This window comes from Pseudomonas sp. FW507-12TSA, from assembly GCF_058781435.1.
On sequence record NZ_JBYSWT010000014.1, the window covers coordinates 40,541 to 67,099 of the forward strand.

At 64.7% G+C, this 26,559-nt stretch carries 27 protein-coding genes; 12 read left to right on the plus strand and 15 right to left on the minus strand.

Annotation, left to right across the window (positions count from 1 at the left end; all coding sequences use genetic code 11):
* Nucleotides 1-27: 27 nt before the first annotated feature.
* The 3 genes from maiA to hmgA all read right to left on the minus strand — a co-directional run bounded on the left by maiA (nucleotide 28) and on the right by hmgA (nucleotide 3,434).
* A complete protein-coding gene (maiA, locus tag AC3WK8_RS15025; RefSeq protein ID WP_103324996.1) occupies nucleotides 28-666 on the minus strand; it encodes a maleylacetoacetate isomerase in 639 nt (212 codons plus the stop codon).
* 155 nt (nucleotides 667-821) lie between these two features.
* Nucleotides 822-2,126 (minus strand): fumarylacetoacetase, encoded by a 1,305-nt coding sequence (gene fahA, locus AC3WK8_RS15030; protein ID WP_103324997.1) that lies wholly within the window; start codon nucleotides 2,124-2,126, stop codon nucleotides 822-824.
* A 3-nt stretch (nucleotides 2,127-2,129) separates the two neighbouring features.
* Nucleotides 2,130-3,434, minus strand: a complete 1,305-nt coding sequence (gene hmgA, locus AC3WK8_RS15035) for a homogentisate 1,2-dioxygenase (RefSeq protein WP_103324998.1) — start codon at nucleotides 3,432-3,434, stop codon at nucleotides 2,130-2,132.
* 167 nt (nucleotides 3,435-3,601) lie between these two features.
* Here hmgA and AC3WK8_RS15040 point away from each other — a divergent pair, with 167 nt between their 5' ends.
* A complete protein-coding gene (locus AC3WK8_RS15040) occupies nucleotides 3,602-4,399 on the plus strand; it encodes an IclR family transcriptional regulator (protein ID WP_103324999.1) in 798 nt (265 codons plus the stop codon).
* 7 nt (nucleotides 4,400-4,406) lie between these two features.
* On the opposite strand, the gene AC3WK8_RS15045 is transcribed toward AC3WK8_RS15040, so the two are convergent.
* The 8 genes from AC3WK8_RS15045 to AC3WK8_RS15080 form a co-directional block, all read right to left on the minus strand.
* Nucleotides 4,407-6,947, minus strand: coding sequence for a helix-turn-helix transcriptional regulator (locus tag AC3WK8_RS15045; protein ID WP_085596281.1), 2,541 nt, complete (start codon nucleotides 6,945-6,947; stop codon nucleotides 4,407-4,409).
* 160 nt (nucleotides 6,948-7,107) lie between these two features.
* Nucleotides 7,108-8,475, minus strand: coding sequence for a DUF1329 domain-containing protein (locus AC3WK8_RS15050; RefSeq protein WP_085596282.1), 1,368 nt, complete (start codon nucleotides 8,473-8,475; stop codon nucleotides 7,108-7,110).
* A 24-nt stretch (nucleotides 8,476-8,499) separates the two neighbouring features.
* On the minus strand, nucleotides 8,500-10,290 hold the full coding sequence (locus AC3WK8_RS15055) for a DUF1302 domain-containing protein (RefSeq protein ID WP_103325000.1): 1,791 nt from the start codon (nucleotides 10,288-10,290) through the stop codon (nucleotides 8,500-8,502).
* 564 nt (nucleotides 10,291-10,854) lie between these two features.
* Complete coding sequence (locus AC3WK8_RS15060; protein WP_103325001.1) at nucleotides 10,855-11,766, minus strand: SDR family oxidoreductase; 912 nt, start codon at nucleotides 11,764-11,766, stop codon at nucleotides 10,855-10,857.
* Nucleotides 11,767-11,914: 148 nt separating this feature from the next.
* Nucleotides 11,915-12,817 (minus strand): alpha/beta fold hydrolase, encoded by a 903-nt coding sequence (locus AC3WK8_RS15065; protein ID WP_022642368.1) that lies wholly within the window; start codon nucleotides 12,815-12,817, stop codon nucleotides 11,915-11,917.
* Entirely contained in the window at nucleotides 12,817-13,599 is a 783-nt protein-coding gene (locus tag AC3WK8_RS15070) for a class II aldolase/adducin family protein (RefSeq protein WP_103325002.1), read from the minus strand. Before AC3WK8_RS15070 ends, AC3WK8_RS15065 begins: the two co-directional genes overlap by 1 nt.
* A gap of 143 nt (nucleotides 13,600-13,742) precedes the next feature.
* Nucleotides 13,743-14,429, minus strand: a complete 687-nt coding sequence (locus AC3WK8_RS15075) for an LrgB family protein (RefSeq protein WP_053134186.1) — start codon at nucleotides 14,427-14,429, stop codon at nucleotides 13,743-13,745.
* Entirely contained in the window at nucleotides 14,419-14,805 is a 387-nt protein-coding gene (locus AC3WK8_RS15080) for a CidA/LrgA family protein (RefSeq protein ID WP_022642365.1), read from the minus strand. The genes AC3WK8_RS15075 and AC3WK8_RS15080 overlap by 11 nt, the downstream gene beginning before the upstream one ends.
* A gap of 98 nt (nucleotides 14,806-14,903) precedes the next feature.
* On the opposite strand from AC3WK8_RS15080, the gene AC3WK8_RS15085 reads away from it, so the two are divergent.
* Entirely contained in the window at nucleotides 14,904-15,800 is an 897-nt protein-coding gene (locus AC3WK8_RS15085) for a LysR family transcriptional regulator (protein ID WP_022642364.1), read from the plus strand.
* On the opposite strand, the gene AC3WK8_RS15090 is transcribed toward AC3WK8_RS15085, so the two are convergent.
* Entirely contained in the window at nucleotides 15,781-16,236 is a 456-nt protein-coding gene (locus AC3WK8_RS15090; RefSeq protein ID WP_053134183.1) for a flavodoxin, read from the minus strand. The two genes, AC3WK8_RS15085 and AC3WK8_RS15090, sit on opposite strands and share 20 nt — an antisense overlap.
* Before the next feature lie 154 nt (nucleotides 16,237-16,390).
* On the opposite strand from AC3WK8_RS15090, the gene AC3WK8_RS15095 reads away from it, so the two are divergent.
* Both AC3WK8_RS15095 and AC3WK8_RS15100 read left to right on the plus strand, forming a co-directional pair.
* A complete protein-coding gene (locus AC3WK8_RS15095) occupies nucleotides 16,391-16,864 on the plus strand; it encodes a PAS domain-containing protein (protein ID WP_085596286.1) in 474 nt (157 codons plus the stop codon).
* Between the two features lie 51 nt (nucleotides 16,865-16,915).
* Nucleotides 16,916-17,521 (plus strand): hypothetical protein, encoded by a 606-nt coding sequence (locus AC3WK8_RS15100; protein WP_085596287.1) that lies wholly within the window; start codon nucleotides 16,916-16,918, stop codon nucleotides 17,519-17,521.
* 17 nt (nucleotides 17,522-17,538) lie between these two features.
* Here AC3WK8_RS15100 and AC3WK8_RS15105 read toward each other — a convergent pair whose 3' ends face one another.
* The gene (locus AC3WK8_RS15105) at nucleotides 17,539-18,495 is read right to left on the minus strand and encodes a MerR family transcriptional regulator (protein ID WP_085596288.1); all 957 of its coding nucleotides are present in this window, start codon (nucleotides 18,493-18,495) and stop codon (nucleotides 17,539-17,541) included.
* Nucleotides 18,496-18,706: 211 nt separating this feature from the next.
* Between AC3WK8_RS15105 and AC3WK8_RS15110 the strand changes: the two genes are divergently transcribed.
* From AC3WK8_RS15110 to AC3WK8_RS15135, 6 genes are all read left to right on the plus strand, one after another.
* Nucleotides 18,707-19,276 (plus strand): putative antibiotic biosynthesis monooxygenase, encoded by a 570-nt coding sequence (locus tag AC3WK8_RS15110; protein WP_085596289.1) that lies wholly within the window; start codon nucleotides 18,707-18,709, stop codon nucleotides 19,274-19,276.
* Between the two features lie 118 nt (nucleotides 19,277-19,394).
* Complete coding sequence (gene folM / locus AC3WK8_RS15115; RefSeq protein WP_085596290.1) at nucleotides 19,395-20,105, plus strand: dihydromonapterin reductase; 711 nt, start codon at nucleotides 19,395-19,397, stop codon at nucleotides 20,103-20,105.
* Between the two features lie 22 nt (nucleotides 20,106-20,127).
* Complete coding sequence (gene folE, locus AC3WK8_RS15120) at nucleotides 20,128-20,688, plus strand: GTP cyclohydrolase I FolE (protein WP_022642355.1); 561 nt, start codon at nucleotides 20,128-20,130, stop codon at nucleotides 20,686-20,688.
* Nucleotides 20,689-21,060 (plus strand): dihydroneopterin triphosphate 2'-epimerase, encoded by a 372-nt coding sequence (gene folX, locus AC3WK8_RS15125; protein WP_085596291.1) that lies wholly within the window; start codon nucleotides 20,689-20,691, stop codon nucleotides 21,058-21,060.
* A 94-nt stretch (nucleotides 21,061-21,154) separates the two neighbouring features.
* Complete coding sequence (locus AC3WK8_RS15130; protein WP_103325003.1) at nucleotides 21,155-21,451, plus strand: DUF1244 domain-containing protein; 297 nt, start codon at nucleotides 21,155-21,157, stop codon at nucleotides 21,449-21,451.
* Nucleotides 21,444-21,782 carry a HopJ type III effector protein gene (locus tag AC3WK8_RS15135; protein ID WP_085596293.1) on the plus strand — a complete coding sequence of 113 codons (339 nt, stop codon included), beginning with the start codon at nucleotides 21,444-21,446 and terminating at the stop codon, nucleotides 21,780-21,782. Before AC3WK8_RS15130 ends, AC3WK8_RS15135 begins: the two co-directional genes overlap by 8 nt.
* A gap of 66 nt (nucleotides 21,783-21,848) precedes the next feature.
* Here the strand turns inward: AC3WK8_RS15135 and trxB are convergent, their stop codons facing one another.
* Complete coding sequence (gene trxB / locus AC3WK8_RS15140; RefSeq protein WP_053134173.1) at nucleotides 21,849-22,811, minus strand: thioredoxin-disulfide reductase; 963 nt, start codon at nucleotides 22,809-22,811, stop codon at nucleotides 21,849-21,851.
* 310 nt (nucleotides 22,812-23,121) lie between these two features.
* Between trxB and cysZ the strand changes: the two genes are divergently transcribed.
* Entirely contained in the window at nucleotides 23,122-23,877 is a 756-nt protein-coding gene (cysZ, locus tag AC3WK8_RS15145; protein WP_103325004.1) for a sulfate transporter CysZ, read from the plus strand.
* A 120-nt stretch (nucleotides 23,878-23,997) separates the two neighbouring features.
* Nucleotides 23,998-25,278: a glycosyltransferase family 4 protein gene (locus tag AC3WK8_RS15150; protein ID WP_103325005.1), complete on the plus strand. Its 1,281-nt coding sequence runs from the start codon at nucleotides 23,998-24,000 to the stop codon at nucleotides 25,276-25,278.
* Here AC3WK8_RS15150 and AC3WK8_RS15155 read toward each other — a convergent pair.
* Complete coding sequence (locus tag AC3WK8_RS15155; RefSeq protein WP_085596296.1) at nucleotides 25,275-26,378, minus strand: NADH:flavin oxidoreductase; 1,104 nt, start codon at nucleotides 26,376-26,378, stop codon at nucleotides 25,275-25,277. The genes AC3WK8_RS15150 and AC3WK8_RS15155 overlap by 4 nt on opposite strands.
* Between the last annotated feature and the right edge of the window lie 181 nt (nucleotides 26,379-26,559).

The window sequence follows — 26,559 nt, forward strand, 5'->3', positions numbered from 1 at the left end:
GTGCGCCCTGGACCAGGGCGCCCAGGGTCAGGCCGGAGTGTCGGGCTGGTTGGCCGGGTGCGCGGCCTGGAACGCCGGATGCTCGGCAGCCAGCGCGGCCACCCGGCGAATCCGCGGGTAGGCCTCCAACGACACCTTGAAGCGCTCGGCGGCGTACAGCTGCGGGATCAGGAACACATCGGCCAGTCCCGGCTGCTCGCCGAAGCAGAAGCCGGCCTCGCCGATCAGTTGTTCCAGGGCTGCCAGGCCCTGGCTGATCCAGTGGTCGATCCACACCAGCAACTGCGCCTCCTCATGGCCCCATTCACGCAGCAGGTTCTGCGTGCTGGAGTTGTGCAAGGGATGCACGTCGCAACCGATGATGGACGCCACGGCCCGGGCACGGGCACGGCCGACCAGGTCCTCGGGCAACAGCGGCACCTGTGGATAACGCTCCTCCAGGTACTCGATGATCGCCAGCGACTGGATCAGCAGGTCGCCCTGGTCGGTACGCAGGGCCGGAACCCGGCCCTGGGGGTTGATCTCCAGGTACTCAGGCAGGCGGTTGGCGCCGCCCTTGGGCACCAGCAGGTTGACCGGGATGGCCTGGTAGTCCAGGCCCTTGAGGCCCAGGGCGATCCGCACCCGGTAGGACGCGGTGGAACGGTAATAGGTATAAAGCTCCATACTGCACTCCCCTTAGCGGGCCGTTGAAAATCTACCTGCGTTGTCATCGCTGCGTTAAAAACAGACTCAAAATGCTCATTTACCACTCGTAAACTGCGCTTTTTCGCCTGTTTTGCCTTGCGCTGGCTGCCTCGCCTACGTTTTTCAACGGCCTGCTAGCGGGCTGGCTGGACGGTACCCCGGCATTCGCCGAAGCCGATGGAAGCGAAGCCTTCGCGGCGGCAACGCCCGCGCAGGATGATCTCGTCGCCGTCCTCGAGGAACTTGCGCACTTCGCCAGTGGCCAGCTCGACCGGTTTCTTGCCGCCCTCGGTGATCTCCAGCAGGCTGCCGAACTGGCCGCTCTGCGGGCCGGACAGGGTGCCCGAACCGAACAGGTCGCCGGCCTGCAACTGGCAACCGTTGACGCTGTGGTGCGCCACCATCTGCGCCACGGTCCAGTACATGTACTGGCTGTTGCTCAGGGTCAGGCGATGGGCTGGCAAGCCCTGCTCGCGCATGGTCTTGGTCAGCAGCAGCACTTCCAGCTCGATGTCGAAGCCACCACTGGCCTGGTCACGCTTGTCCAGCAGGTACGGCAGTGGTTGCGGGTCGCCTTCGGGGCGCGCCGGCTGGGCCTTGCGGAAGGGCTCAAGGGCCTCGGCGGTCACCACCCAGGGCGAGATGCTGGTGATGAAGCTCTTGGACAGGAACGGCCCCAGCGGTTGGTATTCCCAAGCCTGGATATCCCGCGCCGACCAGTCGTTGAGCAGGCAGAAACCGGCGATGTGCTCGGCGGCGTCGCCAATGGCGATCGACTCGCCCAGCTCGTTGCCCTGGCCGATCCAGATCCCCAGTTCCAGCTCGTAGTCCAGGCGCGCGCAAGGACCGAAGGTCGGCTCGCTCTGCCCGGCCGGCAGGGTCTGGCCCTTGGGCCGGCGCACGTCGGCACCGGAGGCGCGGATGGTCGAGGCCCGACCGTGGTAGCCGATCGGCACGTACTTGTAGTTGGGCAGCAAGGGGTTATCGGGGCGGAACAGCTTGCCGACGTTCTGCGCATGTTCGATGCCCACGTAGAAGTCGGTGTAGTCATTGATCCTGGCCGGCACATGCATCTGGCAATCGGTGGCCTGGGGCAGCAGCTTCGCCCCCAGGGCCTGGATCTTGCCTTGCAGGCTGCTGCCTTCGGCCAGCAGTTCCAGCAGGCGCTCACGCAGGGCCACGCGGGCCGGGCGACCGAGCTGGAAGAAGGCGTTCAACTGGCCACCACGGGTAGCCTCCACCGCGGCCTTGGCCGGGCCTTCGAATAGGCCGGCATCCAGCGCGGCCGCAAGATCCAGGATCTGCTCGCCGATGGCCACGCCGCTGCGAGGTGCCGAGCCCTGGGTGCTGAAGACGCCCAGGGGCAGGTTCTGCAACGGGAAGTCGGGGTGACCGTTGGCAGACTCGACCCAGCTGCGGGTGATGGTGGACAAGGTCATGGGTTATCTCCGATTCGGGTTGAAGGTGACGGGCAGCGAAGCCCAGCAAGCATCGTAGTCGTTCTGCAGTTCGGCGCATTCCAGGGCGAAACGGCTCGGGCGCAGCACCTGGCTGGTCTCGAACATGAAGGCCATGGTGCTGTCGATCTTGGCTGGCTGCAATTGGGCGTTGATCGCCTTGGTGCAGGTCTCGCCATCCGGGCCATGGGCACTCATGCAACTGTGCAGCGAAGCGCCGCCGGGCAGGAAGCCTTCGGCCTTGGCGTCGTAGGCACCCTGGATCAGGCCCATGAACTCGTTCATCAGGTTGCGGTGGAACCATGGTGGACGGAAGGTGTTCTCGGCCACCATCCAGCGCGGCGGGAAGATCACGAAATCCAGGTTGGCCATGCCCGGTACGCTGGTGGGCGAGGTCAGGACGGTGAAGATCGACGGGTCCGGATGGTCGAAGCTGACGGTGCCGATGGTGTTGAAACGGCGCAGGTCGTATTTGTACGGCACGTTGTTGCCGTGCCAGGCCACCACGTCCAGCGGCGAGTGATCCAGCTCGCAGCCCCAGAGCTCACCCAGGTACTTCTGGACCAGGGCGGTGGGCTGGCGCAGGTCTTCGTAATGGGCCACCGGGGCCAGGAAGTCCCGGGGGTTGGCCAGGCCGTTGCTGCCGATCGGCCCCAGGTCGGGCAGGCGCAGCGGCGCGCCATGGTTCTCGGCGATATAGCCACGGGCTTGCGGGTCCAACAGCTCGACGCGGAACTTCAGGCCGCGCGGCAGCACGGCGATCTCCAGCGGTTCGAGCTCCAGCACGCCCAGTTCGGTGAGGATGCGCAGGCGGCCCAGCTCGGGCACCAGCAGCAACTCGCCGTCGGCGTTGAAGAACACTCGCTCCATGGAGCGGTTGGCGCGGTAGTGATAGACACTGATGCCGGCCGGTTTCTGCGCCGGCGAGTTGGCCACCATGGCCACCAGGCCATCGATGAAATCCGTAGGCTCCGCCGGGATCGACAACGGGCTCCAACGCAGGCGGTTGGGCGTCACTTGTCCCAGGTCGCCGCCCGCCAACTGGCGTTCGAGACGGGTGAAGGACGGGTGCTTGGCCGAAGGCTGGATGCGGTACATCCAAGTGCGCCGGGCTTCGCTGCGGGTCATGGTGAAGGCCGTGCCGGAGAACAATTCGGCGTACAGGCCGTAGGGGGCTTTCTGCGGGGAGTTCTGGCCGACGGGCAGTGCGCCTGGCAGGGCTTCGCTGGAAAATTCGTTACCGAAGCCGGATTGGTAGCTGAGGGCGGACGCCGAAGAATCGAGGTTCATGGAGCCTCCTGGAAGTTGGAATAGGCAGGGGCCCACCACTCCTTCGCAAGAGTTATCGGCACGCCTGGGTTATTTTTATCGTAATCCAATTACGCATAACGTAATTTGATTGCCCAGGAGCGTCAAGCTATAAAGACCGCCACTTGTCACGGGACCCCTACACCTCCATGGAAAAGCCGCGCAGCACCAGCGACAGCAACGGTAAACAGAAAGTCCGCTCGGCCGAGGTCGGCACCGACATCCTCAAGGCTCTTGCCGAACTCTCGCCGTCCACGTCCCTCTCGCGCCTGGCCGAGCATGTGCAAATGCCTGCGAGCAAGGTCCATCGCTACCTGCAGGCACTGATCGCCAGCGGCTTCGCCGAGCAGAACACCGCCACCAACCACTATGGCCTGGGCCGCGAAGCCTTGCGGGTGGGTCTCGCGGCCCTGGGCAGCATGGATGTGCTGAAAGTCGCCGCCCTGCCCTTGGCCGAGCTGCGCGATGACTTGAACGAAACCTGTTTCCTCGCGGTGTGGGGCAACCAGGGCGCCACCGTGGTGCACATCGAACCCGCGGTGCGGGCGATGACCGTGGTCACCCAGTTGGGCTCGGTGCTGCCGCTGCTCAGCTCGTCCACCGGGCTGGTGTTCAACGCCTACCTGCCGCTGCGGGAAACCCTCGACCTGCGCCAGGAGGAACTGGCCGAGGCCGACGCCCATCCCCTGGCCGAGAGCCAGGTCCACGATGCCCTGGCCGAGCAGATCCGCCAGCGCGGCCTGCACCACATCCACGGGCTGCTGATGCCCGGGGTCGATGCCCTGTCCGCGCCGGTGTTCGATGCCACTGGCAAGATCGCCGCGGTGCTGACGGTGGTCGGGCCGGCCTCGATGTTCCATGCCGACGAAAACGGCCCGGCGGCGCAACGCCTGCTGGCGGCCTGTCGTGCGGTGAGCTGGCGCATGGGCTATCAGCCCCAGGGATAACCGCCGCTCAGTTCATCAGCCCCAGGGCCTGGGCCCTGGCCACCGCCTGGGTCCGCCGCTCCACCCCAAGTTTGCTGTGGATGCGCCGACCATGGGTCTTGACCGTATGCAGGGATATGAACAGGCGCTCGGCAATCTGCTGGTTCGAGCAGCCCTGGGCAATCAACTGCAGCACCTGCAATTCACGCAGGCTGAGCAGGCTGTCGTGATCCTCCCGGGCCGGCTCCGCCCCACTGGTCATCGGCATCATCGCCGGTTGCCGCAAGCCCAATTCGTGCATGGCCTGGGGCAAGTTGCAGCGCACCGCCAGTGCTTGCCCGGCCAGCAATGCCTCGGCCGCCAACTCCGGGAGCCCCTGCAGATGGGCCACCTCGGCCAGGGCCAGCCACAGCTCGGTCTCCAGCCCCTGCATGCCATTGATCCGGGCGGGTTCCAGTAGCCGTTGCAACCTGGCCACCGGTTCCCGGGCGCATCCCAGGTGAACCTCGGCCAGTACCAGCAGGTACTCGATGCCCGGGATCATCTCCAGGGTCGCCGGCGGCGCCTGCAAGGCTCCGGGTCCGCGGATGTGCCGCACGACCCGGCTCAAGGCCGCATGGGCAAGTTCCGGGCGTCCCTGCTGCAACCAGAACTGGCTGCTGACCTGCAACAGCACGCCTCGATACACAGTGTCGGGAATCTGCCGTTGCTGCATCAACCGCTCGGCGTCGCGCAAGTGCACGAAGGCCTGGGCATAGTCGCGCTGATTGGCCGCCAGCTGGGCCAGGCCGATAAAACCATACAAGGCTCGCTTGTCATGACTGTGCAGGCAATCCTCGAGGCCGTTGTGGAAAAAACCGGCGGCTTGCGGTTCCCGCCCCTGGCGCAGCGCCAGGCGACCACGACGCAAGGCAATGCGTCCCAGCAGCGGTGCAGCTCGCAGGGCTTGAGCACACAGGCGCTCGGCCACCTGCGCCAACAAGACTTCGGCCCGATGGGGCGCCCCACGCTGCTCCAGCAACTGTGCGTGATCCAGCTCCAGCAAGGCCTCGAACAGCAGCGCGTCATGAGCCCTGGCCAGGCACAGGGCGTCGCGATTCAGCGCCTGGGCCACGTCCAGCTCGCCTCCCAGCAGTGCTTGCTGAGTCAGTCCCGACAGGCACAGCAAGCGTGTGACCCAGGCACTGTCGGCCAGTTCGGCCAGGGCTTGGTGAAAATGCTCGCGCGCCGCCTCCATCCGCCCCTCCAGATGCAGCAGCCAGCCCTGTTGGGCCTGCCAGCGGGCCAGCAGCTGGACCTGGGCGGCGGCCGAAGGCTGGGGGGCGAACCGGGCCATCTGCGCCATGCATTGCTCGGCCTGCTCGAAGCGCCCGGCGAACAACATCGCCCCCACCAGCAAGGCCACCGACTGCGGACTGCCCAGCAGCAGTTCGGCCCCCTGGCGCTCATGCAACTGCAACAGCAAGAGCGCGTTGTGCTGCTGGAACAGGAACTCGAAACTCAAATGTTCCAGCAGGCTGACTGCCACCTCGTACTCTTCGGCCAGCAATGCATGTTCGAAGGCCGATTGCCAATCTTGCCGGGCGACGAACCACTGGCAGGCGCGCCGATGCCAGGAGCGTCCAGTGGGCCAGGATTCGTCGCGCATCAACCGAGCCAGGGGCGCAAAGACCTGCAGCCAGCCACCGCCACCCACCCAGGGCTCGATGAAACAACCCAGGTCTTGAAGGGTACGCAAGTACTGGCCGCCCTCCCCTGTACCGAACAAATGCTCGCACAGCGAAGTATTGAACCGTGGCAGGTGTGCCAGCACTTGCCAGGTTTGCGCCAGTTCCTCGGGCAGCACACTGAACAACTCGTGTTCCAGGTATTCCAGCAAAGTGTTGGGACGTCCAGGCTTGCAAGGCTGGCTGGCCAGTTCGCTGCCCTCGAGCAGGGCAATGCGTACCCCGGCACACCAGCCACCGCTGCGTTGCAGGATGCGCCCGGCGGCCTGGCCGCACAGCGGCTGCGGCAACTGGCGCAGCAGCTGTTCGATGTCGTCCTGGCTGAAGGCCAGGGCAGGCCCAGCAAGCTCGACCAACTGGTCATCCAGCAACAGCCGGGGCCAATTGCACTGAGGACGCCGGCGACAACCCAGCCACCAGCTCAATTGCGGGTTATCCAGGCCCAGCAAGCGATCCAGCAGTAGGTCGAGGTCGGTTGCGCTGGCTCGGCAGTAGTCGTCGATGAACAGCCATAACGGCGTGTCCAGGTGCAGCAGGCATTGCAGCACCGCTTCTTCAGTGTCGTCCGCAAGGCCCAGGGCCATGGCCAAGGTGCGGCACAATTGCCGGGGGGCCTGCGCAGTTCCACCCAACGGCAACCAGATGACCCGGCAACCAACCGGCGCCTGCAACAGGCATTCAACGAGCAGAGCCGTCTTGCCACTACCGGCCGGTGCGCACAGCAGGCGTACCCGCGCGGCGCAAGCCAGCAGCGGCGCACTCAGGCGCTGGCGCGAGACATGATGGGAGGACAAACGGGGCATGAACCCGGAACGCTCGGGACAACGAGTCATGACGGTCATTGCGGCGTGCCTTTTTATAGTTGTGGCCAGCTTGCTCCCACCCTAGCCCTGACCTTGCGACCTGTTGAAGAAGTATTCAGCACGCTGATCGCCGACTATAAAAAGGCGACCGCCTGGTCGCCTTCGATCCTGCTGCGTCAAACCCTGATCCAGGCGCGCCCTAGCGCACCCCGGCAGCACGCAGGGCCGCGGGAGTGTAGTCGGCGGCCTTGGCCTGGAAGCCGAACTCGAGGCTGTGCTTTTCCTCGTTCTTCATGCCCAAGGCCAGGTAGCGGCCGGCGTTCAGGTCATACAGGGCCTCCAGGGTGTAAGCCGGCACCTGATGGTCGTAGTAATACTGCGCATGGCCTTCGGCAACCCGCCACAGCTGGCCGCGACCGTCGTAGTGGTCCACCAGGGCCACCTGCCAGCTGTCTTCGTCGATGTACATATGCCGGGTGGCATAGATATGGCGCTGGTTCGGCTTGACCGTACCCACGACTTCCCAGACCCGGTGCAACTCATAGCGGGTCAGGTCCTGGTTGATATGCCCGGCCTTGACGATGTCGTCGTACTTGAGACTCGGCGAATCCAGCTTGTAGCTGTTGTAGGGGATGTACATCTCCTTCTTGCCTACCAGCTTCCAGTCGTAGCGATCGGGAGCCCCGGAGAACATGTCGAAGTTGTCCGAGGTACGCAGGCCGTCGGCAGCGGTTCCCGGCCCGTCATAGGCCACTTGCGGTGCTCGTCGCACCCGGCGCTGACCGGCGTTGTAGATCCAGGCCGAGCGCGGTTCCTTGACCTGGTCCAGGGTCTCGTGGACCAGCAGCACGTTGCCCGCCAGGCGTGCCGGAGCAGTTACCGACTGCTTGAAGAAGTTTTGCACGTTGGCAGCCTTGGCCGGGTCCAGGTCGGGGATCAGCTGCGGGGCAGCCACTTCTTCCTCGAAGCGAATCGAGGTGTAGCTGCCATTGGTCTGCGGGGTGACCTGGGTGACGATGCGTTTCTGGTTACCACCGTGATAGCGGGTCAGGTGGTTCCACAGCACTTCGATGCCGTTCTTCGGAAGCGGGAAGGCGTAGTAGCGGTTACCGGTGAAGTTGGCCAGGCCGTTGCCGTCGTTGGTGGTAGTCACGCCCAGCGCACTGCGCTTGGCCGACTCGTAGATCTCGGGTGGCAGGCCAACGCTGCGGTGGGTGGGGTAGACCGGTATCCGGTAGCTGTCCGGATAACGCTTGAACATAGCCACCTGGCCGGCCGACAGCTTGTCCTTGTACTGGTCAACAGTGGCTGCGGTGATGACGAACAGCGGTTTTTCATTGGCGAACGGGTCGGCGAGAAAGCCCTTGCTGTCCACCGCCCCGGCATTCTTCGCGATACCCCCGGTCCAGGCCGGGATAGTACCGTCGGCGTTACCGGCCTTTTGCGCACCCACCGGGGTCAGGCTGGTGCCCAGCTTGGCGGCTTCGTCCGGACTGACCGCGGCCATCAGGTTAGCCGCCCACAGTCCCAGTGCCAGGGCGCTGCATTGCAGGATCATCTTGCGCATTCCAGTACTCCTTCTTGGGCCGATTCAGAAATTCACGCCGAAGCTCAACGCGAGGAAATCGCGATCGGTGAGGGTGTTGTAGCGTCCGCCAAAGAAGTCGGTGTAGCTGAGGCTGGCGGTGTAGGTGTTGCGGTAGTCGGCATCGACGCCAACGCTCAGGGCCTTGGCTCCCTGGTTGAACAAGCCGTTGGGACCATAACCGTTGACGTCATGGGACCAGGACAGGTTGGGCTTGAAGTTGATCCCGGCGAGCACGTTGCTGTAGTCGAGAATGGCCCGGGCGCGATAGCCCCAGGAAGTGGCCGTGACGAAGCCTGCGGTGTCCCCGCCATAACCGTATTGGCCATAAGCCGAGTCGCGGCCGTAGCGCAGCTTGCCCTTGTCCTCCAGGCCACCGACCCGGACGATCGCCGCCTCACCCACCAGGGTCAGGCGGTCCGCCCCCAGCACCTGGTCGAAAAATTGCGTCATGGTGCTCTGGACCTGGGTGATTTCCTTGCGCCGGTAACCGGTGTTGTCGGCACCCAGGGCCGTTCTGATCGGCGACGCCGCGCCCCCGGTAATGGGGTTGAGCAGGGCCAGGGTCAGGTCGTTGGTGTTGAGTTGCACCGGTGCGTTGGGCCGGTAGCTGATCTCGCCGGTCCAGGCGGTGCCGGTGGGCAGGGTGGTGGAAAAGCTGGCGCCATACAGGCGAATGTCCTCGGGGTACTCCAGGTAATACTGGCCACGACCGAGCATCACACTCTGCACCAGACCGCTGCCGGAGCCAGGGGCGATGCCGTTGGCGGCGCCAGCGATGGCGCCCAGGGTCGCCGCACTGATGTTGGCCGTGGTGGTACTGACCACGGGACTGCGCGAGTGGTAGTTCATGAAGTACAGGCCATACTCGGTGTCGTCCCCGAGCCAGCGCAAGGCCGCGCCCCACTGCCCGGAGTCCCGCGCGTCGCGGTCACCGCCCCGAGGCAGGACCACGCCTTCGCGGGTCACCTGGAAGCCTTGGCCAAAGGCCGCCGCCACTGGGCGCAGGGGCGCGATCGCCGGGTTACCGACGGTGTAGCCGGTGGTGCAGCCGTCCGCCACCACGTCGCTGCCGAAGAACGTGCCGCAGTTGTCCACCACGGTCTGGTCCCACTCCAGCTGGTAGAAGCCCTCCAGCGTCAGCTGGTTGGTCAGGCCCTGGGAGGCGAACAGCATGTTCACCGGCACCAGGCCTTCCTTGATTTCGGCGCCGGGACGGCGAAAGGCCGAGACATCCACCGGGTTGATGCTGTTGATGGAGTTGCCGATGAAAGTGCTTTCGCCCCAGCTGACGACCTGCTTGCCGGCCCGCACGGTGCCCGGCAGATCGGCGATGGAATAGTTGTGATAGACGAAGGCATCGAGGATCTGCGCCCCCGAGGACTTGGCGCCTTCCTTGCGATTGTGGTCGCTGATGGGCTTGAACTCGCGCCCCTCGTCCTTGAGTTCGAAGTCGTACCAGTATTTGCCACGCACGAACAACCCACTATCGCGGTACTTGAGCTCCAGGTCGTGCAGGCCCTTGAAGATCTTCGAGAAGGTCTCGCCCTTCTTGAAGTTCAGCCGGCCATCATCGCCGGTGGATGACTGCGCGGTACCGCCGTTGGCGGTGCCGACGAAGTCCCGGTCGGCGTTGCGCATTCCCCAGCTGGCGCCCACGGACAACGACGAATCGAACTGCCCTTCGATTTCCCCGATGGTGAACGACACCGCCTGCGCCTGGACGCTGCAACCCAGCGCTAGCGCAGCGACCAGGGCCTGCGGTTTGAAGATGGCGCGCATTGTTATTCTTGTCATGCGTCTTCCCCGGTGAGTGACAGGAGGCCCCACCCTACTGCCGGGATAGCGGGGACGATAAGCGCACCAAGGAGGTATTCGCCGTGTCGTTCCAAAGAGTGAGTGCCCTTGCCGGTCGGGCCAACCAAGGGTGCATCCATGGCCTGGATAGAGGCTCATCAGGAACATCGATACGGTGCAGCCATTCGCGCCGACTATTGCTCTGGCTGTAATAGTCCTTGTCCTGAATCGCTATTTTTCCGGGGTCGGCCAGGGCTTATTCTTCTTTCGCAGTCACGGCAAACAGCCTGGCTCCACCACCGAGACAAGTGCTGTGCAGGGCTTCTCGGCAACCGATTCCGGCAGGCTTGAAGCGACTCGATTCAAGCCGCCCACCCAGGTTCACTGACGTTGATTTTGTAGCTCCTTGATCTAACGTCTTACTTCGGCCGCTGCTCTTGCAGCGGCCTTTTTTATGCCTGGGAAAATGACCGGGCAGGACGCCCGTGAAGGGTGGTTGCGGCCGCCGCTCCAGGGCTCGGACATGGCCCGGGAGAAAGCGTTCGAAGCGGCGGCCGGACGCAATCAGATCGCGTACTTTTGCAGGTTCTGCATCATCTCCTTGAGGGCCTCGAGGTTGTCCTTGGGATGGACCGCGCCGTCGAAATCGCAGATCTCTCGCCAATGGGCCGCGACATCCTCCGGCGAGAAACCCTGGCGCGGATCGAAGCCGGCGCCCAGGCTGCGCTCCCAGCGCACCTTGCCGATCCAGCCGCCACCGACCTCGAACAAGCCGGAGGTTTCCTGGCACTGCTCGCTGCCCAGGTACACCACCAGCGGGCTGACCAGTTCCGGCTTGAGCTGCTCGAACACCTGGGGCGGGATCAGGCCCTCGGTCATCCGCGTACCGCCGGTGGGGGCAATGGCGTTGACCAGGATATTGCTCTTGCGTCCTTCCAGCGCCAGGGTCCGGGTCAGGCCATATAGCCCCAGCTTGGCCATGCCGTAGTTGGACTGGCCGAAGTTGCCGTAGATGCCCGAAGTGGAGGCGGTGAAGATCACCCGCCCATAAGCCTGCTCGCGCAGGTGCGGCCAGGCGGCGCGGGTGACCTTGTAGGCCCCCTCGACGTGCACCTGGTACACCAGGTCCCAGTCGATGTCGTCCATCTTGTGGAAGGTCTTGTCCCGCAGGATTCCGGCGTTGTTGACCACCACGTCGACCCGGCCGAAGACATCCAGGGCGTTCTGCACGATCTTCTCGCCGTCGGTCACCGAGTCGTGGTTGGCTTCGGCGATGCCGCCCGCCTCACGGATCTGCGCGACCACCCGATCGGCCGCCGAGGCACTGGCGCCCTCGCCCTGGGCCGAACCACCCAGGTCATTGACCAGCACCTTGGCGCCGTGGCGGGCGAACAACAAGGCGTGGGCGCGCCCCAGGCCACCACCGGCCCCGGTGATGATCACCACTTTGTCTTCCAAGCGCACAGACTCACTCATACCGAACTCCAGCAGGGCCAATGGACAAGAACCCGAGTGTCGGGCAGCCGGCCGGGGCCTACAACGAACAGGGCCGCAGCTGAATGGTGCGCGATAAGACAGCGGGATAGTCGAGCCGGGGCCGCAGCGAGGCTGCGCCCCGCAGGGTTCAGGAGCCTACGGCGCGGCTGACCGGAGCCTGTAGTGCATCGCGAAAGGCCAGGTAGTGCTTGAGCACCGCCCGCGGCGCCTCGATCTGCGGGTAATGACCGATGCCCGGCAGCAGCACGGTGTCCGGCTGCGGGATCAGTTGGCGATAGCGCTCGACCATGTGCGCCCCGGAGATCGGGTCCTGGGCGCCATCGATCACCCGCAGCGGCACCTCGCCGTGCTGCATGGCCGCGACCCAGCGCTCGCGCTGCTGGCGCCGCTGCGGGATGTAGCCGATCAACTTGTGCAGGATGCGCGGCCCCCGGTTGCTCTGCACCAGGCTCCAGAAGTCGTCCAGCACCGTTTCGCTGGGCTGGCTCTGCGGACCGAACACCTGCTGCAGGTTCCTGGCCAGGCCCTCGCGACTGAACACGCGCCCGAGCATCCAGCCCAATGGGCTGAGCAGCAGTTTCTGGCTCAGCACCGGACGATGGGTTTCCGGGAACAGGCCGCCATTGAGGAACACGCAACTGGCGATCTCGATGCGCTCCTCGTAATGCCGGGCCAGCAGTTCCTGGGCGACGCTGTCGCCATAGTCATGGGCCAGCACGTGCAGCGGCCCCGCGATCCCCAGGTGCGCCAACAGCGCCTGCTGCAGGTCCGCCTGTTCCAGCAGGCTGTAGTCGTGATCCAGGGGCTTGGCCGAATCACCGAAACCGAGCATGTCGCAGGCGATCACCTGGTAGCGCCGCGCCAGGGGTTGCCATAGGTAGTGCCAGTCCCAGCTGGCGGTGGGAAAGCCATGGATCAGCAACAGCGGCTCGCCCTGCCCGGCCACCCAGTAGCGAACGGCCTGGCCGCGAAACTGCAAGTCCTGCCCATGGGTGCGCCAGACACTCAGGGGAATCTCGGCGAGAGGCATCAGGCTTTGTACCCCGGGTCGAGTTGCTCGAGCTTGCGCAGCAGGGCCGGCCAGGCCAACACCCCGCCCATGCCCTGGGCGCTGCGGGTGACCCCGGCGATCATCGCCTTGGCTCCACTGAGCACCGGCGCGGGAATGGCGATCAGCTCGGCACCGCCGTTCTGCGCCAGCACCTGGATTTCACAGGCACGCTGGAAGATGAACATCATCAGGAAAGTGTCGGCGATGCTCGCACCACAGGTCAGCAGGCCGTGGTTGTGCAACATCAGGAAATTGTTGTCGCCCAGGTCGGCCTGCAGCCGGGCCTTCTCCTCGGGGTTCAGGGCCACGCCCTCGTAGGGGTGGTAGCCGAGGCTGGCAAGGACGAACAGCGACTGCTGGCTGATGGGCAACACGCCCTGCTGCTGCGCCGACACCGCCACGCCCGCCGCGGTGTGGGTATGCAACACGCAAAGCACATCGTGGCGCACCGCATGGACCGCGCTGTGGATGGTGTAGCCCGCCGGGTTGATCTCGTAGGGGCTGTCCATCAGCTTGTTGCCGGCCTGGTCGACCTTCACCAGGCTGGACGCGGTGATCTCATGGAACATCATGCCGAACGGGTTGATCAGGAACTCGTCGGTGCCCGGCACCTTGGCCGAGATGTGGGTGAAGATCAGGTCATCCCAGCCATGCATCGCCACCAGGCGATAACAGGCGGCCAGGTCCAGGCGGGTTTGCCACTCCTGGGCGCTGACCTGGTCCTTGACACTCGCAGTGGATTGAACGGGGGCTAGGCTCACGGCTGGGACCTCATGTTGGCTTTTATTGGAAGGAGGACCCTCGGAGTCTAGACACCCCTGGCGCACCACGGAGTCGCCTTGGCAGCCAGCTTGATGGCCGAGCGGGTCAGCCGGCGGCCGAGCCGCGCCGCCGGGCCTTCACGTCAAAGCAACGACGCCAGCAAAGGCGCGGCGAACAAGTTCAACAGCCCGGTGAGCACCATCACCAGCCCCGCTACCGAGCCTTCCTCGCCGCCGACTTCGTGGGCCCGGCTGACCCCGGCGCCATGGGCGCCGACCCCGAACAGCGCACCCCGGGCCAGGGCGCTGCGCAGGGGCAGCCAACGCAATAGCACGCCGCCGAGCATGGCACCGAAAACGCCGGTGAACATCACGAATACCGCCGTCAGCTCGGGCACGCCCCCAAGGTCGTGGGCCAGGGGCATGGCGAACGGAGTGGTGATCGAGCGTGGCACCAGCGACAGGGTCACCGAGCTGTCCAGGGCCAAGAGCCGGGCCAGGCCGAAGGAGCTGCCGATGGAGGCCGCGCTACCGGCCAGCATGCCCAGTAGCAGTGCCGACCAATGGCGCATCAGCAACTGGCGCTGCTGCCAGATGGGAATGGCGAAGGCCACGGTCACCGGGCCCAGCACAAGCATCAGCCAGTGGGTATTGGCGGCATATTCGGCGTAGGCGGTGTGCAACGGCACCGCGACCGCCAGCAGCAGCGCCGGCACCAGGATCAGCGGCGACAACAGGTAGCGCCCGGTGCGCCGGTAGATCCAGCGGCTGAACAGATAGGCGCCGAGGGTCAGTGCCAGCCAGAACATCGGCATCGCCTCAAGCTTCATGGCGCATCCTCCAGCGGCACACCAGTTCCACGGTCAGCGCGGTCACCAGCATCACCAGCAGGGTGCTGACGCCGATCACCAGCAGGATCCGCCAGCCGTCCTGGCGCAGCAGGCCGCCGTAGTCCAGCAGGCTCATCAGTGCCGGGATGAAGAACAGCAGCATCTCGGCCATCAAGAGGCCAGCGCCCAGTTGCAGGGCTGCCGGCTTGACCCAGCCCAGGGCGAAGGCCAGCAACAACATGGCCAGGCCGATGACACCGCCGGGAATCGGCCAGGGCAGCCAGGTAGCCAGTTGGCAGCCGAGAAAATAGATGGCCAGCAGCACCGCCAGCTCGCAAAGCAGGCGGCCTAAGCGTTTCAAGGTGGGAATGTTCATGGTGGTTCGGTCCTCTCGGGGTCCTATTTTATGAAAAGCCCCTTCATCACCGAAGCGAATTGTTAGACTGGAAGCCATTCCAAACTGGAATTACCACCATGGATTTCAAGCAACTGCGCAGCTTCGTCGAAGTGATCCACCAGGGCGGCTTCACCCAGGCCGCCAAGACCCTGCATATCAGCCAGTCGGCGGTGAGCAAGCAGGTCGCCCAGCTGGAACAGAGCCTGGGCACGCCGTTGCTGGAGCGCCAGGGTTCGCACATCCACCTGACCGCCGCTGGCAACGTGGTGCTGCAACGGGCCGAGGGCATGCTGCGCCTGCGCAACGAGCTGCTCAGCGAACTGGACGACTTGAGCCACATGACCCGGGGCGAGCTGCGCCTGGGCCTGCCAATGCTGGGCAGCGACACGCTGTTCGCCAGCCGCTTCGCCGAGTACCGGCGGCGCTATCCGAATATCCAGGTGCATTTGCTCGAGGGCGGCAGCTTGAACGTCGAGCAGGCGGTGCGCAGCGGCGAGCTGGAACTGGGCGGCAGCCTGACTCCCAAGGATCCGGCCTTCGCCTACCAGCCGTTCTGCGATGAACCGCTGGATGCCCTGCTGCCCGCCGATCATCCGCTGGCGATGAATGCCAAGGTGCGCCTGGAGGAACTGGCCGATACCCCGTTCCTGCTTTACCAGCGCAGCTTCGTGCTCAACGACCGCCTGCTCCAGGCCTGCCAGCAGCTGGGGTTCACTCCCAGGGAAGGTGGGCGCAGCGGCCAGGCGGACTTCCTCGCGGCGCTGGTGGCGGCGGGCCAGGGCGTGGTGCTGCTGCCCAGCGTGGTGGCCCGGGCCCTGGTACGCCCGGGCGTAGTGCGCCTGACCCTGAAGGCCCCGGAGTACCTGCGCTGGGACATTGCCTTCATCTGGCGCGAAGGGGCCTACCTGTCCAAGGCCGCGCAGGCCTGGCTGGCGCTGCTACGGGAACAGCCAGTCAGCCCCGCAGTGCGCTGACCAGCTCCGCCAGCCAGGGCTCGGCGTCGGTTTCCGGGGTCACGGTCTCGCTGGCGTCCAGGCGCAGCATCGGCAGCACCTCGCGTACGCCCAGTTCGGCGAACAGCTCGCGCATCTGCTCGCCGCCACCGCAAAAGGTATCGCCATAGCTGGAGTCACCCAGGCCGATCACCGCCCCGGGCAAACCGCGCCAGGCGGCCGGCAGTTGATCGCGAATGCTCGAATACAGCGGCAGCAGGCTGTCCGGCAACTCGCCCATGCCGGTGGTCGAGGTCACGGCCAGGAACGCCTCTGGCGCGAACGCCTGGACATCGGCCAGGGTCGCACGGGGGTTGTGCCAGGCCTGGAAGCCCGCGGCGTCGAGGAGTTTGGCGGCATGCCGGGCGACTTCTTCAGCCGTGCCGTACACCGTGCCGGAAAGGATGGCGACTTTCATCAATCTGGTCCTGAAGCTGACTAAAAGCCTGGGATATTAACAGCTACGGAGTAAAATCCCGTCTTCGCTCGTCCTCAGGCTGCAAAGCAGCTGTAGACACAATGCCAGCATGCCTTAGAATCCAGCCCTTGCCGATCGAAGACGGGACTCCGGGATGATCAACGCCCACTTGCTGCAACGGATGATCAACGCCTCCAACGACGGGATTGTGGTCGCCGAGCAGGAAGGCGAGGACACCATACTGATCTATGTGAACCCGGCCTTCGAGCGGCTGACCGGCTACAGCGCCGATGAAGTGCTGTACCAGGACTGCCGTTTCCTGCAATCGGGCGATCGGGACCAGCCAGCCTTGCAGGCGGTCCGCCAGGCCCTGAAGGAGGGCCGGCCGTGCCGCGAGGTGCTGCGCAACTATCGCAAGGACGGCAGCCACTTCTGGAACGAGCTGTCGATCACCCCGGTATTCAACGACAGCGACCGGCTGCACTATTTCATCGGGGTGCAAAAGGACGTCACCGAACAGGTCAAGGCCCAGCAGCGCCTCTCGCAGGTGGAGCAGCAACTGGCCCAGGCCCGGGCTGAACTGGCCGCCCTCAAGGCGACCAACGGCCCTAATAAGTCGCAGGTTTAGTGGTCGTAGGGGTATCCCCGCTGACTTGTCTTCCACCTTCCGAGCAACATCATGCAGCGCGACGCCCTTCTCACTCAGGATGAACTGGACTTCATCCGGAGCATCCAGCACAACCCGCACCTCAATGTGCGCGACACCACATCCAGCCTGCTGGTCAACGGCGGCTCGCAGATCCGTGACTTGCTGACACGCCTGGCGGCCAACGAGAAGGTCACCATCCAGGCGCATTTCGACAATCAGCAGATGACCTTCCCGCTGCACCTGGTGGAAGACGAATTCCACGCCTTGCACCTTCGCCTGGGCGTACCGAGCATCTTCGAGGACGGCCCCATGGTGCGGCCATGGCGCCTGGCCCTGGAAGAACCGGTGGCCCTGGAGAATGCCAAGGGCCAGCCCGGGCGCCTGTGGGTGCGGGAAGTGTCGTTCAAGGGGGTGCTGCTGGAAGTCCGCAACAGGACCCGGCCGCCCAGGCAGTTCGCCCAGTGGTTCAGCCCCTCGGGATACGAGCGGATCGCCCTGCGCGGGCACTTGCAGCGCGAGACCGAGGCGGGTTTCTACGCCTATCGCCTGGAGCAGGACGATGCCGAGGAAACCGAGCGCCTGCGCCAGTTCATTCTCCAGCAACACCGCCATTCCCACCCCGCCCTGCACGCCTGAGGCATCCGCGTGCGGTGTCAGGTATCCAGGTGCCCGCCGAGGAATTGCCGCAGGCGCTGCTGCATCAACCGTCCCTCTCCACCCAGGCAGGCCACTGGCGACTCCGCCAGGCTGTCCTGGGCCAGGTCCGCGGCATCCCCGGCCAGCATCAGCGGGCAGTCCAGGGTCAGCGCCAGGCGCTTGAGGCGCTTGGGCAGCTCGGCCGTCGGCGCATGGTTGGAGAACACCACCAGGGCCTGGGGCTTGAGCTTTTCACAGACCAGGGTCAATTCCTCCAGCGGTACTCCCGGCCCCAGCACCTGTACGCCGAGCTGGTCGTGCCCCAGCAACAGCGCCGCCACCAGCAGCTCCAGCTCGCGGCATTGCTGGTTGAATGCGGTGAGCAATAGCGGCTGCGAGCCTGTGCGCTGCAACAACAGGCGCTGGCTGATTCGCGAGCGCAGGAAGGCATCCAGGAACAGCCACTCGCTGGTATGGCCGAAGGTGTCGCGCTGCTGCAGCAGCTGCTTCCAGAACGGCAGGAAGATGTCCTGGAACACCACCGGCAGGGCATAGCTGGAGAACACCTGGCCGTAGATCCGCTCCAACTGCTCTTCATCGAAGGTATTGACCACCAGCTTCAACTGATCGCGCCACTGGGCGTATTCATCCTGCTGGCCATCGTCCGCCGAAGCCTTGAGCTGGGCCTGGACGGCGCGGTTCTTGGCCATGATCCGCCCGACCTTGCTCACCGCCACGCCGCGCTCGATCCAGCCGAGGATCTCGCGCACCGCCTCAACATCGTGCATGGAATACAACCTGTGCCCACTTTCGGTGCGCGTCGGCTGGATCAGACCGTAGCGTCGCTCCCAGGCCCGCAGGGTCACGGGATTGATGCCGGTCAGGCGGGAAACCTCGCGGATCGGGAACAGCTCGTCCTGCGCGACGGCGTCCGGAGCCTGGTGGGTGGCGGAAGGTGCAGTGGTGGCGGGCATCTGGGGGAGAGAACACCGATGGACAAGATGGCCGTCATTCTACTCTCCCAGGGTGCCGAAGCTTCAAGGGCGGGAATATCCGACCACTGTCATTGGTACATCCGTGCCAATCAGGAATAATCCTTGCTTGTCCAAGGTGCGGCCCGACACCCCGGTGCCCCGTCAACGACTGCCTTACCCAGGCAGCGTATTGGTTTTACGGAGATACATGATGTCTACCTCACCCGTCACCCTGATGGTGGCCCGGCGCGTTGCCGATGGTCGCTACCAGGACCTGATCGCCTGGCTGCGCGAAGGCGAGCAACTGGCCACCGACTTTCCCGGCTACCTGGGCTCCGGCGTCCTGGCCCCTCCGCCCGGCGACGATGAATTCCAGATCATCTTCCGCTTCGTCGACGAACAGACCCTGCACACCTGGGAACACTCCGCCTCGCGCACCGCCTGGCTGGCCCGCGGCAGCGACCTGTTCGCCCATCCGCTGGAACATCGGGTCAGCGGTATCGATGGCTGGTTCGGCGCCGCCGGACAGCGTCCGCCGCGCTGGAAGCAGGCCGTGGCGATCTGGCTGGCGTTCTTCCCGGTCTCGCTGCTGTTCAACTTCGTCCTCGGCCCGCTGCTCAACGACCTGGGCATGTTGCCCCGGGTGTTCGTCAGCACCTTGGCCCTGACCCCACTGATGGTCTACTTCTTCATCCCGCTGTCCACCCGGCTGCTGGCCAACTGGCTCAACGCCGCCCCGCCCCGCCGGCTGCCCGTGGCGCCTTCGACGCAAAACTCCTGAGCCTCATCCAAGCCGGTCACCGCCCACCACGGAGCGGTGCCGGCTTGCTGCCGATCCATCCCACGCCCGGGCGCCCCCGCTGGTATAGTTCTGCCCTACCCGCCGACGCGAGCCCGCCATGAACGCTTCCTCCGCACCGATCCTGATCACCGGCGCCAGCCAGCGTGTCGGCCTGCACTGCGCGTTGCGCCTGCTCGAAGACGGGCATCGGCTGATCGTCACCTACCGCAGCCAGCGCCCGGGGCTCGAGGCCCTGCGTGAGCAGGGCGCGACCCTGCTGTTCGCCGACCTGTCCTGCGAGGCCGGGATCATGGCCCTGATCAACGAGCTCAAGGCCCACACCGACAGCCTGCGGGCGATCATCCACAACGCCTCGGAATGGCTCGAGGAAAGCCCGGGCCAGGAAACCGAGGCCTTCGCCCGGATGTTCGGCGTGCACATGCTGGCGCCCTACCTGATCAACCTGCACTGCGCCCAATTGCTGCAGGCCTGCAGCCCGGCGGACATCATCCACATCAGCGACGACGTGACCCGCAAGGGCAGCGCCAAGCACATCGCCTACTGCGCCAGCAAGGCCGGCCTGGACAGCCTGACCCTGTCTTTCGCCGCCAAGTACGCCCCGACAATCAAGGTCAACGGCATCGCACCGGCCCTGCTATTGTTCAATCCCGACGACGACGCGGCGTACCGCGCCAAGACCCTGGCCAAATCCGCACTGGGCATCGAGCCCGGCGCGCAAGTGATCTACCAGAGCCTGCGCTACCTGTTGGACAATCCCTATGTCACCGGCACCACCCTGACCGTCAACGGCGGGCGGCACGTCAAATAGACCGGCCCCGCGAGGACCTTGCATGAGCCTTTCCCTGCCCCAGCACTACCGCGAGATCCTCAAGGGTCTCGGCGAAGACCCCGAGCGCGAGGGTCTGCTCGATACGCCCAAGCGCGCCGCCAAGGCCATGCAGTACCTGTGTCATGGCTACGAGCAGTCGCTGGAGGAAATCGTCAACGGCGCGCTGTTCGCCTCCGACAACGACGAGATGGTGATAGTCGCCGACATCGAGTTGTACTCCCTGTGCGAACATCACCTGCTGCCCTTCATCGGCAAGGCCCATGTGGCTTATATTCCCACGGGCAAGGTGCTGGGGCTGTCGAAGATCGCGCGCATCGTCGACATGTTCGCCAGGCGCCTGCAGATCCAGGAAAATCTCACCCGGCAGATCGCCGACGCAGTGCAGAGCGTGACCCAGGCAGCCGGCGTCGCCGTGGTGGTCGAAGCCAAGCACATGTGCATGATGATGCGCGGTGTCGAGAAACAGAATTCCACCATGCATACCTCGGTGATGCTCGGCGCCTTTCGCGAATCGAGCACCACTCGCCAGGAATTCCTGCAATTGATTGGACGGAGCAAGTAAATGCCACAACTTCAGCCAGGAATGGCTCGTATCCGAGTCAAGGACCTGCTCCTGCGGACCTACATCGGAATCAACGAGGAAGAAATCCTCAACAAGCAGGATGTCCTGATCAACCTGACCATCCTGTATCCCGCCCAAGATGCGGTGCGCGACAACGACATCGATCACGCGCTGAACTATCGCACCATTACCAAGGCCATCATCGCCCACGTCGAGGGCAACCGCTTCGCCCTGCTGGAGCGCCTGACCCAGGAACTGCTGGACCTGGTGATGAGCAACGCCTCGGTGCAGTACGCCGAGGTCGAAGTGGACAAACCCCACGCCCTGCGCTTTGCCGAATCGGTATCCATCACGTTGGCGGCAAGTCGCTAGCGGCAAGCGGCAAGTAAAAGCGGTTCGGCTTTGACTTGCCTCTCGTAGCTTGTAGCTTGCAGCTGTTCCCACCCCTCTATGTGCAGAGAGTCTTATGTCCCCTCAACAACGCCTGGAACTGGAAGCGGCGGCCTTTCGCCGCCTGGTGGCCCATCTGGACAACCGCAAGGACGTGCAGAACATCGACCTGATGAACCTTGCCGGGTTCTGCCGCAACTGCCTGTCCAAGTGGTACAAGGCCGAAGCCGACCAGCGCCAGATCGAGGTCAGCCTCGATGACGCCCGTGAAGTGGTGTATGGCATGCCCTACGCCGAGTGGAAGAATCTCTATCAGAAAGAAGCCAGCGCCGAGCAGCAAGCGGCGTTCGCCAAAGGAAAACCCCATGACTGACCTGAACACCCTGCGCGCCAGCCTCAACAGCGGCGAACACGCCTTTGCCGACACCCTGGCGTTCATCGCCGCCGGTTATGATTACCAGCCCCAGGCGTTCAGCAATGGTGGCGTGGAGAACGCCGCCGGGCAGAACGAAGGCTCGTGCAAGACCCTGGGCCTGGCCCTGCTGGAAGGCCTGAGCGACGCCGAAGCGTTGCTGGCATTCGGCGAGCACTATCGCTCGGTGCTGGCCACCCCAGAAGGCAGCGACCACGGCAACATCCGCGCCCTGATCGCCCATGGCCTGGCCGGAGTGAAGTTCAACGCCCAGCCGCTGACCCGCCGCTGATCCACACCGGCAAGACCATCACCCATAAAAAAACCGGCTTGCGCCGGTTTTTTCATTTCAGGACGATCAGAACGAAGCGTTCTGCAGGCCGTCCAGGTAACGCTCGGTGTCCAGGGCCGCCATGCAACCGGCGCCGGCCGAGGTGATGGCCTGGCGGTAGACGTGGTCAGCCACGTCGCCGGCGGCGAAGATGCCCTCGACGCTGGTGGCGGTGGCATTGCCTTCACGACCGCCCTGCACGACCAGGTAACCGTCCTTGAGCGCCAGCTGGCCTTCGAACAGCGAGGTGTTCGGGGTGTGGCCGATGGCGATGAACACGCCGTCGACCTTCAGCTCGTCGAAGCTGCCATCGTTGTTCTTCAGGCGGGCACCGGTCACGCCCATGTTGTCGCCCAGCACTTCGTCCAGGGTCGCGTTGAGCTTGAGCTCGATCTTGCCTTCGGCAACCCGGGCGTGAAGCTTGTCGATCAGGATCTTCTCGGCGCGGAAGGTATCGCGACGGTGGATCAGGGTGACCTTGCTGGCGATGTTGGCCAGGTACAGGGCTTCCTCGACAGCGGTGTTGCCACCACCGACCACGGCCACTGGCTTGTTGCGGTAGAAGAAACCGTCGCAGGTGGCGCAGGCGGAAACGCCCTTGCCCATGAAGGCTTCTTCCGATGGCAGGCCCAGGTAGCGAGCGCTGGCGCCGGTGGCGATGATCAGGGCGTCGCAGGTGTAGGTGCCGCTGTCACCGGTCAGGGTGTAGGGCTTGGCGGCGAAGTCCACGGCATTGATGTGGTCGAAGACGATTTCGGTTTCGAAGCGCTCGGCGTGCTCGCGCATCCGCTCCATCAGCGCCGGGCCGGTCAGGCCGTGCACGTCGCCCGGCCAGTTGTCGACTTCGGTGGTGGTGGTCAGCTGGCCACCGGCCTGCATGCCGGTGATCAGCAGTGGCTTCAGGTTGGCGCGGGCGGCATAGACCGCGGCGCTGTAACCGGCAGGGCCGGAACCGAGAATAATCACACGCGAATGACGTACATCAGACATGACTCACTCCTATCGACCGGCCCGGCTGCCCTGGCGCGGAACGCCGGATTGCCGGCTGGAATAAAAAAGGACGGCGAAACCTTGGGGAAGGCTAAAACTCGTCCGTCCAAAAAATAATGGGTGCAGCGTATAGAGGGGGCGAAGATTAAGGAAATACGGTTTAACAATCCAGCTCATAGGCGGTCTCTATCTTCTGAAGACCCGTATGAAGAGGTCTTTGTTACCGTTGATGTCGCCCTATGCGCCGCACTTTCGCCCCTTGTGCAAAGCCGGTAAGGTCGGCGCGTTTTCCTTCTGCTCGGAGCCTTCTATGCCCGCCCCTGTCTTGTCCGGCCCGCAATACCTGCGTGAGGGCCTCAAGTTGATCCTCACGCCCGGCCTGCGCCTGTTCGTGCTCTTGCCGCTGCTGGTCAACCTGGTGCTGTTCGTCGGATTGATCTATTTCGCCGGTCATCAATTCAGCCTCTGGGTCGACGCCCTGATGCCGACGCTGCCGCAATGGCTGAGCTTTCTCAGCTACATCCTGTGGCCGCTGTTCGTGGTGCTGATAGTGCTGATGGTGTTCTTCAGCTTCACCATGCTGGCCAATATCATCGCCGCCCCGTTCAACGGCTTCCTCGCGGAAAAGGTCGAGACCGTGGTCCGCGGCACCGATGATTTCCCCCCCTTCAGCTGGGGCGAACTGCTGGCGATGATCCCCCGCACCCTGTCCCGGGAGATGCGCAAGCTGGGCTACTTCCTGCCCCGGGCCATCGGCTTGTTCATCCTCTCGCTGATCCCGGTGGTCAACCTGGTGGCCGCGCCGCTGTGGCTGTTGTTCGGCATCTGGATGATGGCCATCCAGTACATCGACTACCCGGCGGACAACCACAAGATGAGCTGGCAGGACATGCTCGCCTGGCTGCGGGCCAAGCGCTGGCAGAGCCTGGGCTTTGGCGGCATCGTCTACCTGGCGCTGATGATTCCCTTCGTCAACATCCTGATGATGCCCGCCGCCGTGGCCGGGGCGACGCTGTTCTGGGTCCGCGAGCGCGGTGTGGATAACTTGCCGGGCCAACAGCGCTGAACCTGTCCGTCCCTGTTCCGGCTCCTGCACGACATCGCACGGGGGCCAACCTGCAAGCACTGCACCCGAACCCAATGCCGGGCAGTCATAAATCCATCATCCCAAGGTCACAATGACGACATGGCCCCAGCCGACACTGGGGCCATGAGCACAGCCCTGCATATCACTCTCATCACCGAGACCTACCCGCCGGAAATCAACGGTGTGGCCAATACCCTTGGCCGCCTGTGCGATGGCCTGCGGGCCCGTGGGCATCAGGTGGAACTGGTGCGCCCGCGCCAGGGTTGCGACCAGAGCCGGCGCAGCGACGAGGCCCTGCTGCTGTGCCGGGGCTGGCCGTTGCCGGGGTATCCGGGGTTGCAGTGGGGCCAGTCGTCGATGCACAAGCTGCTGCGCCGCTGGAAACGCCAGCGCCCGGATGTGCTGTACATCGCCACCGAAGGGCCCCTTGGCCTATCCGCACTACGGGCGGCCAAGCGCCTGGGGATCTCGGTGGTCAGCGGCTTCCACACCAATTTCCAGCAGTACTCCAGCCAGTACGGCCTGGGCTTGCTGACGCGCTTGCTGACCCACTACCTGCGCTGGTTCCACAACCGCTCGAAACTGACCCTGGTCCCCAGCGCCAGCCAGCGCCTGGAGCTGGAGCGGCGCCACTTCGAACGCCTGTCCCTGTTGTCCCGGGGCGTCGACAGCCAGTTGTTCCACCCGGCCAAACGGGTCAATGAGCTGCGCGCCAGCTGGGGCCTGGAGCCGGATGACCTGGCGGTGATCCATGTCGGGCGCCTGGCGCCGGAAAAGAACCTGGGCCTGCTCAAGCGCTGCTTCGAACAACTGCAAGCGACCTACGCGCAGCGCAAGATGAAATTGATCGTGGTGGGCGATGGCCCGCAACGGGCCAGCCTGGAGCGCAGCCTGCCCCAAGCGCTGTTCTGCGGTAGCCAGCGCGGCGAAGCCCTGGCGGCCCATTACGCCTGCGGTGACGTGTTCCTGTTTCCCAGCCTTACCGAGACCTTCGGCAACGTGGTGCTCGAGGCCCTGGCTTCAGGCCTGGCGGTAGTGGCCTACGATCAGGCTGCGGCGGCGCAGCACATCCGTCACGGCTACAACGGCGTGCTGGCGATGCCGGGTGACGAGAATGCCTTCTGCGATGCCGCCAGCTGGCTGCTGGAAGAAACCGAGACCCTGCGCCGGGTACGCCTCAACGCCCGCCAACACGCCAGCCGCCAAGGCTGGGCAACGGTGATCGAACAGTTCGAGGAGCAATTGCGCAGCGCCTGCCAAGAGGAGCCAACGGCGGCCCTCCAGGCCGTGGCCGGGGCGACCGGCCTGGTAGAGGACGACGGCGAGACGCTCGGCGTGGCCAGGGGCTTGCCCCCCTCGCCACCCGGAGCCGGTGGTTAGACCAGGGTTGTCAGCGCATCACGGCTGAACGGCAGGATTTCCTGGTCACGCCCGTCCCGGACCTTCTGCGCCCAGTCCGGATCCACCAGCAGTGCGCGGCCTACGGCCACCAGGTCGAACTCGTCGTTATCCAGGCGTTGCAGCAGGTTCTCCAGGCTGGCCGGTTGCGCCACCTTGTCGGTCTTGACCATGAACTGCAGGAACTCGCCATCCAGGCCAACGCTGCCCACGGTGATGGTGGGCTTGCCGGTGAGCTTGCGGGTCCAGCCGGCCAGGTTCAGCTCGGAACCTTCGAACTCCGGTTCCCAGAAGCGCCGGGTGGAACAGTGGAAGATATCCACGCCGGCATCCACCAGCGGCTTGAGGAAGGCTTCCAGGGCCTCTGGGGTCTCTACCAGGCGGGCCGCGTAGTCCTGCTGCTTCCACTGGGAAAAGCGCAGGATGATCGGGAAGTCCGGGCCGACGGCAGCACGCACGGCCTGGATCAGCTCGATGGCAAAACGCGAGCGCTGGGCCAGGTCGCCACCATACTCGTCGGTGCGCTGGTTGCTGCCTTCCCAGAAGAACTGGTCCACCAGGTAACCATGGGCACCATGGATCTCCACGCCGTCCATGCCGATGCCCTGGGCATCCTTGGCGGCCTGGGCGAATGCAGCGATCACCTCCTGGATATCCTGGTGGGTCATGCCATGCACCACCACCTGGCCGTCCTTGAGCTTCTCGCACGGACCGTAGCCCGGCACGCTGGCATCCGGCTCGGTGCCCAGGCGCCGCACGTTGCCCACATGCCACAGCTGCGGGACGATCTTGCCGCCCTCGGCGTGGACCGCGTCCACCACCTTCTTCCAGCCGGCCAGTGCCGCCTCGCCGTGGAACTGCGGCACATTGGGGTAGCCGTTGGATGCCTGGTGCCCGATGGTGGTGCCTTCGGTGATGATCAGGCCGACCCCTGCCGCGGCACGCCGGCGGTAGTACTCGATGACCTTGGAGTTGGGCACGCCGCCCGGCGAGAACGAGCGGGTCATCGGCGCCATCACCACGCGGGTCGGCAATTCCAACGCACCCAGCTGGAAGGGTTTGAACAAGGCTTGGACAGGCATGCTGCACTCCGACAGAAAAGGACTGGAGTCGAGGATCGACGCACAAGGCCGCGCCGGGTATGGCTCCCGGCGCACTTATGATGAGGATAATATTCGCCCCTCAAGGCACTGCACAGCACTATTGATTTGAGTGATCTGGAGGCAAAAACGCCGCTATGCAGCGGCGTCGGACAGGTAGCGC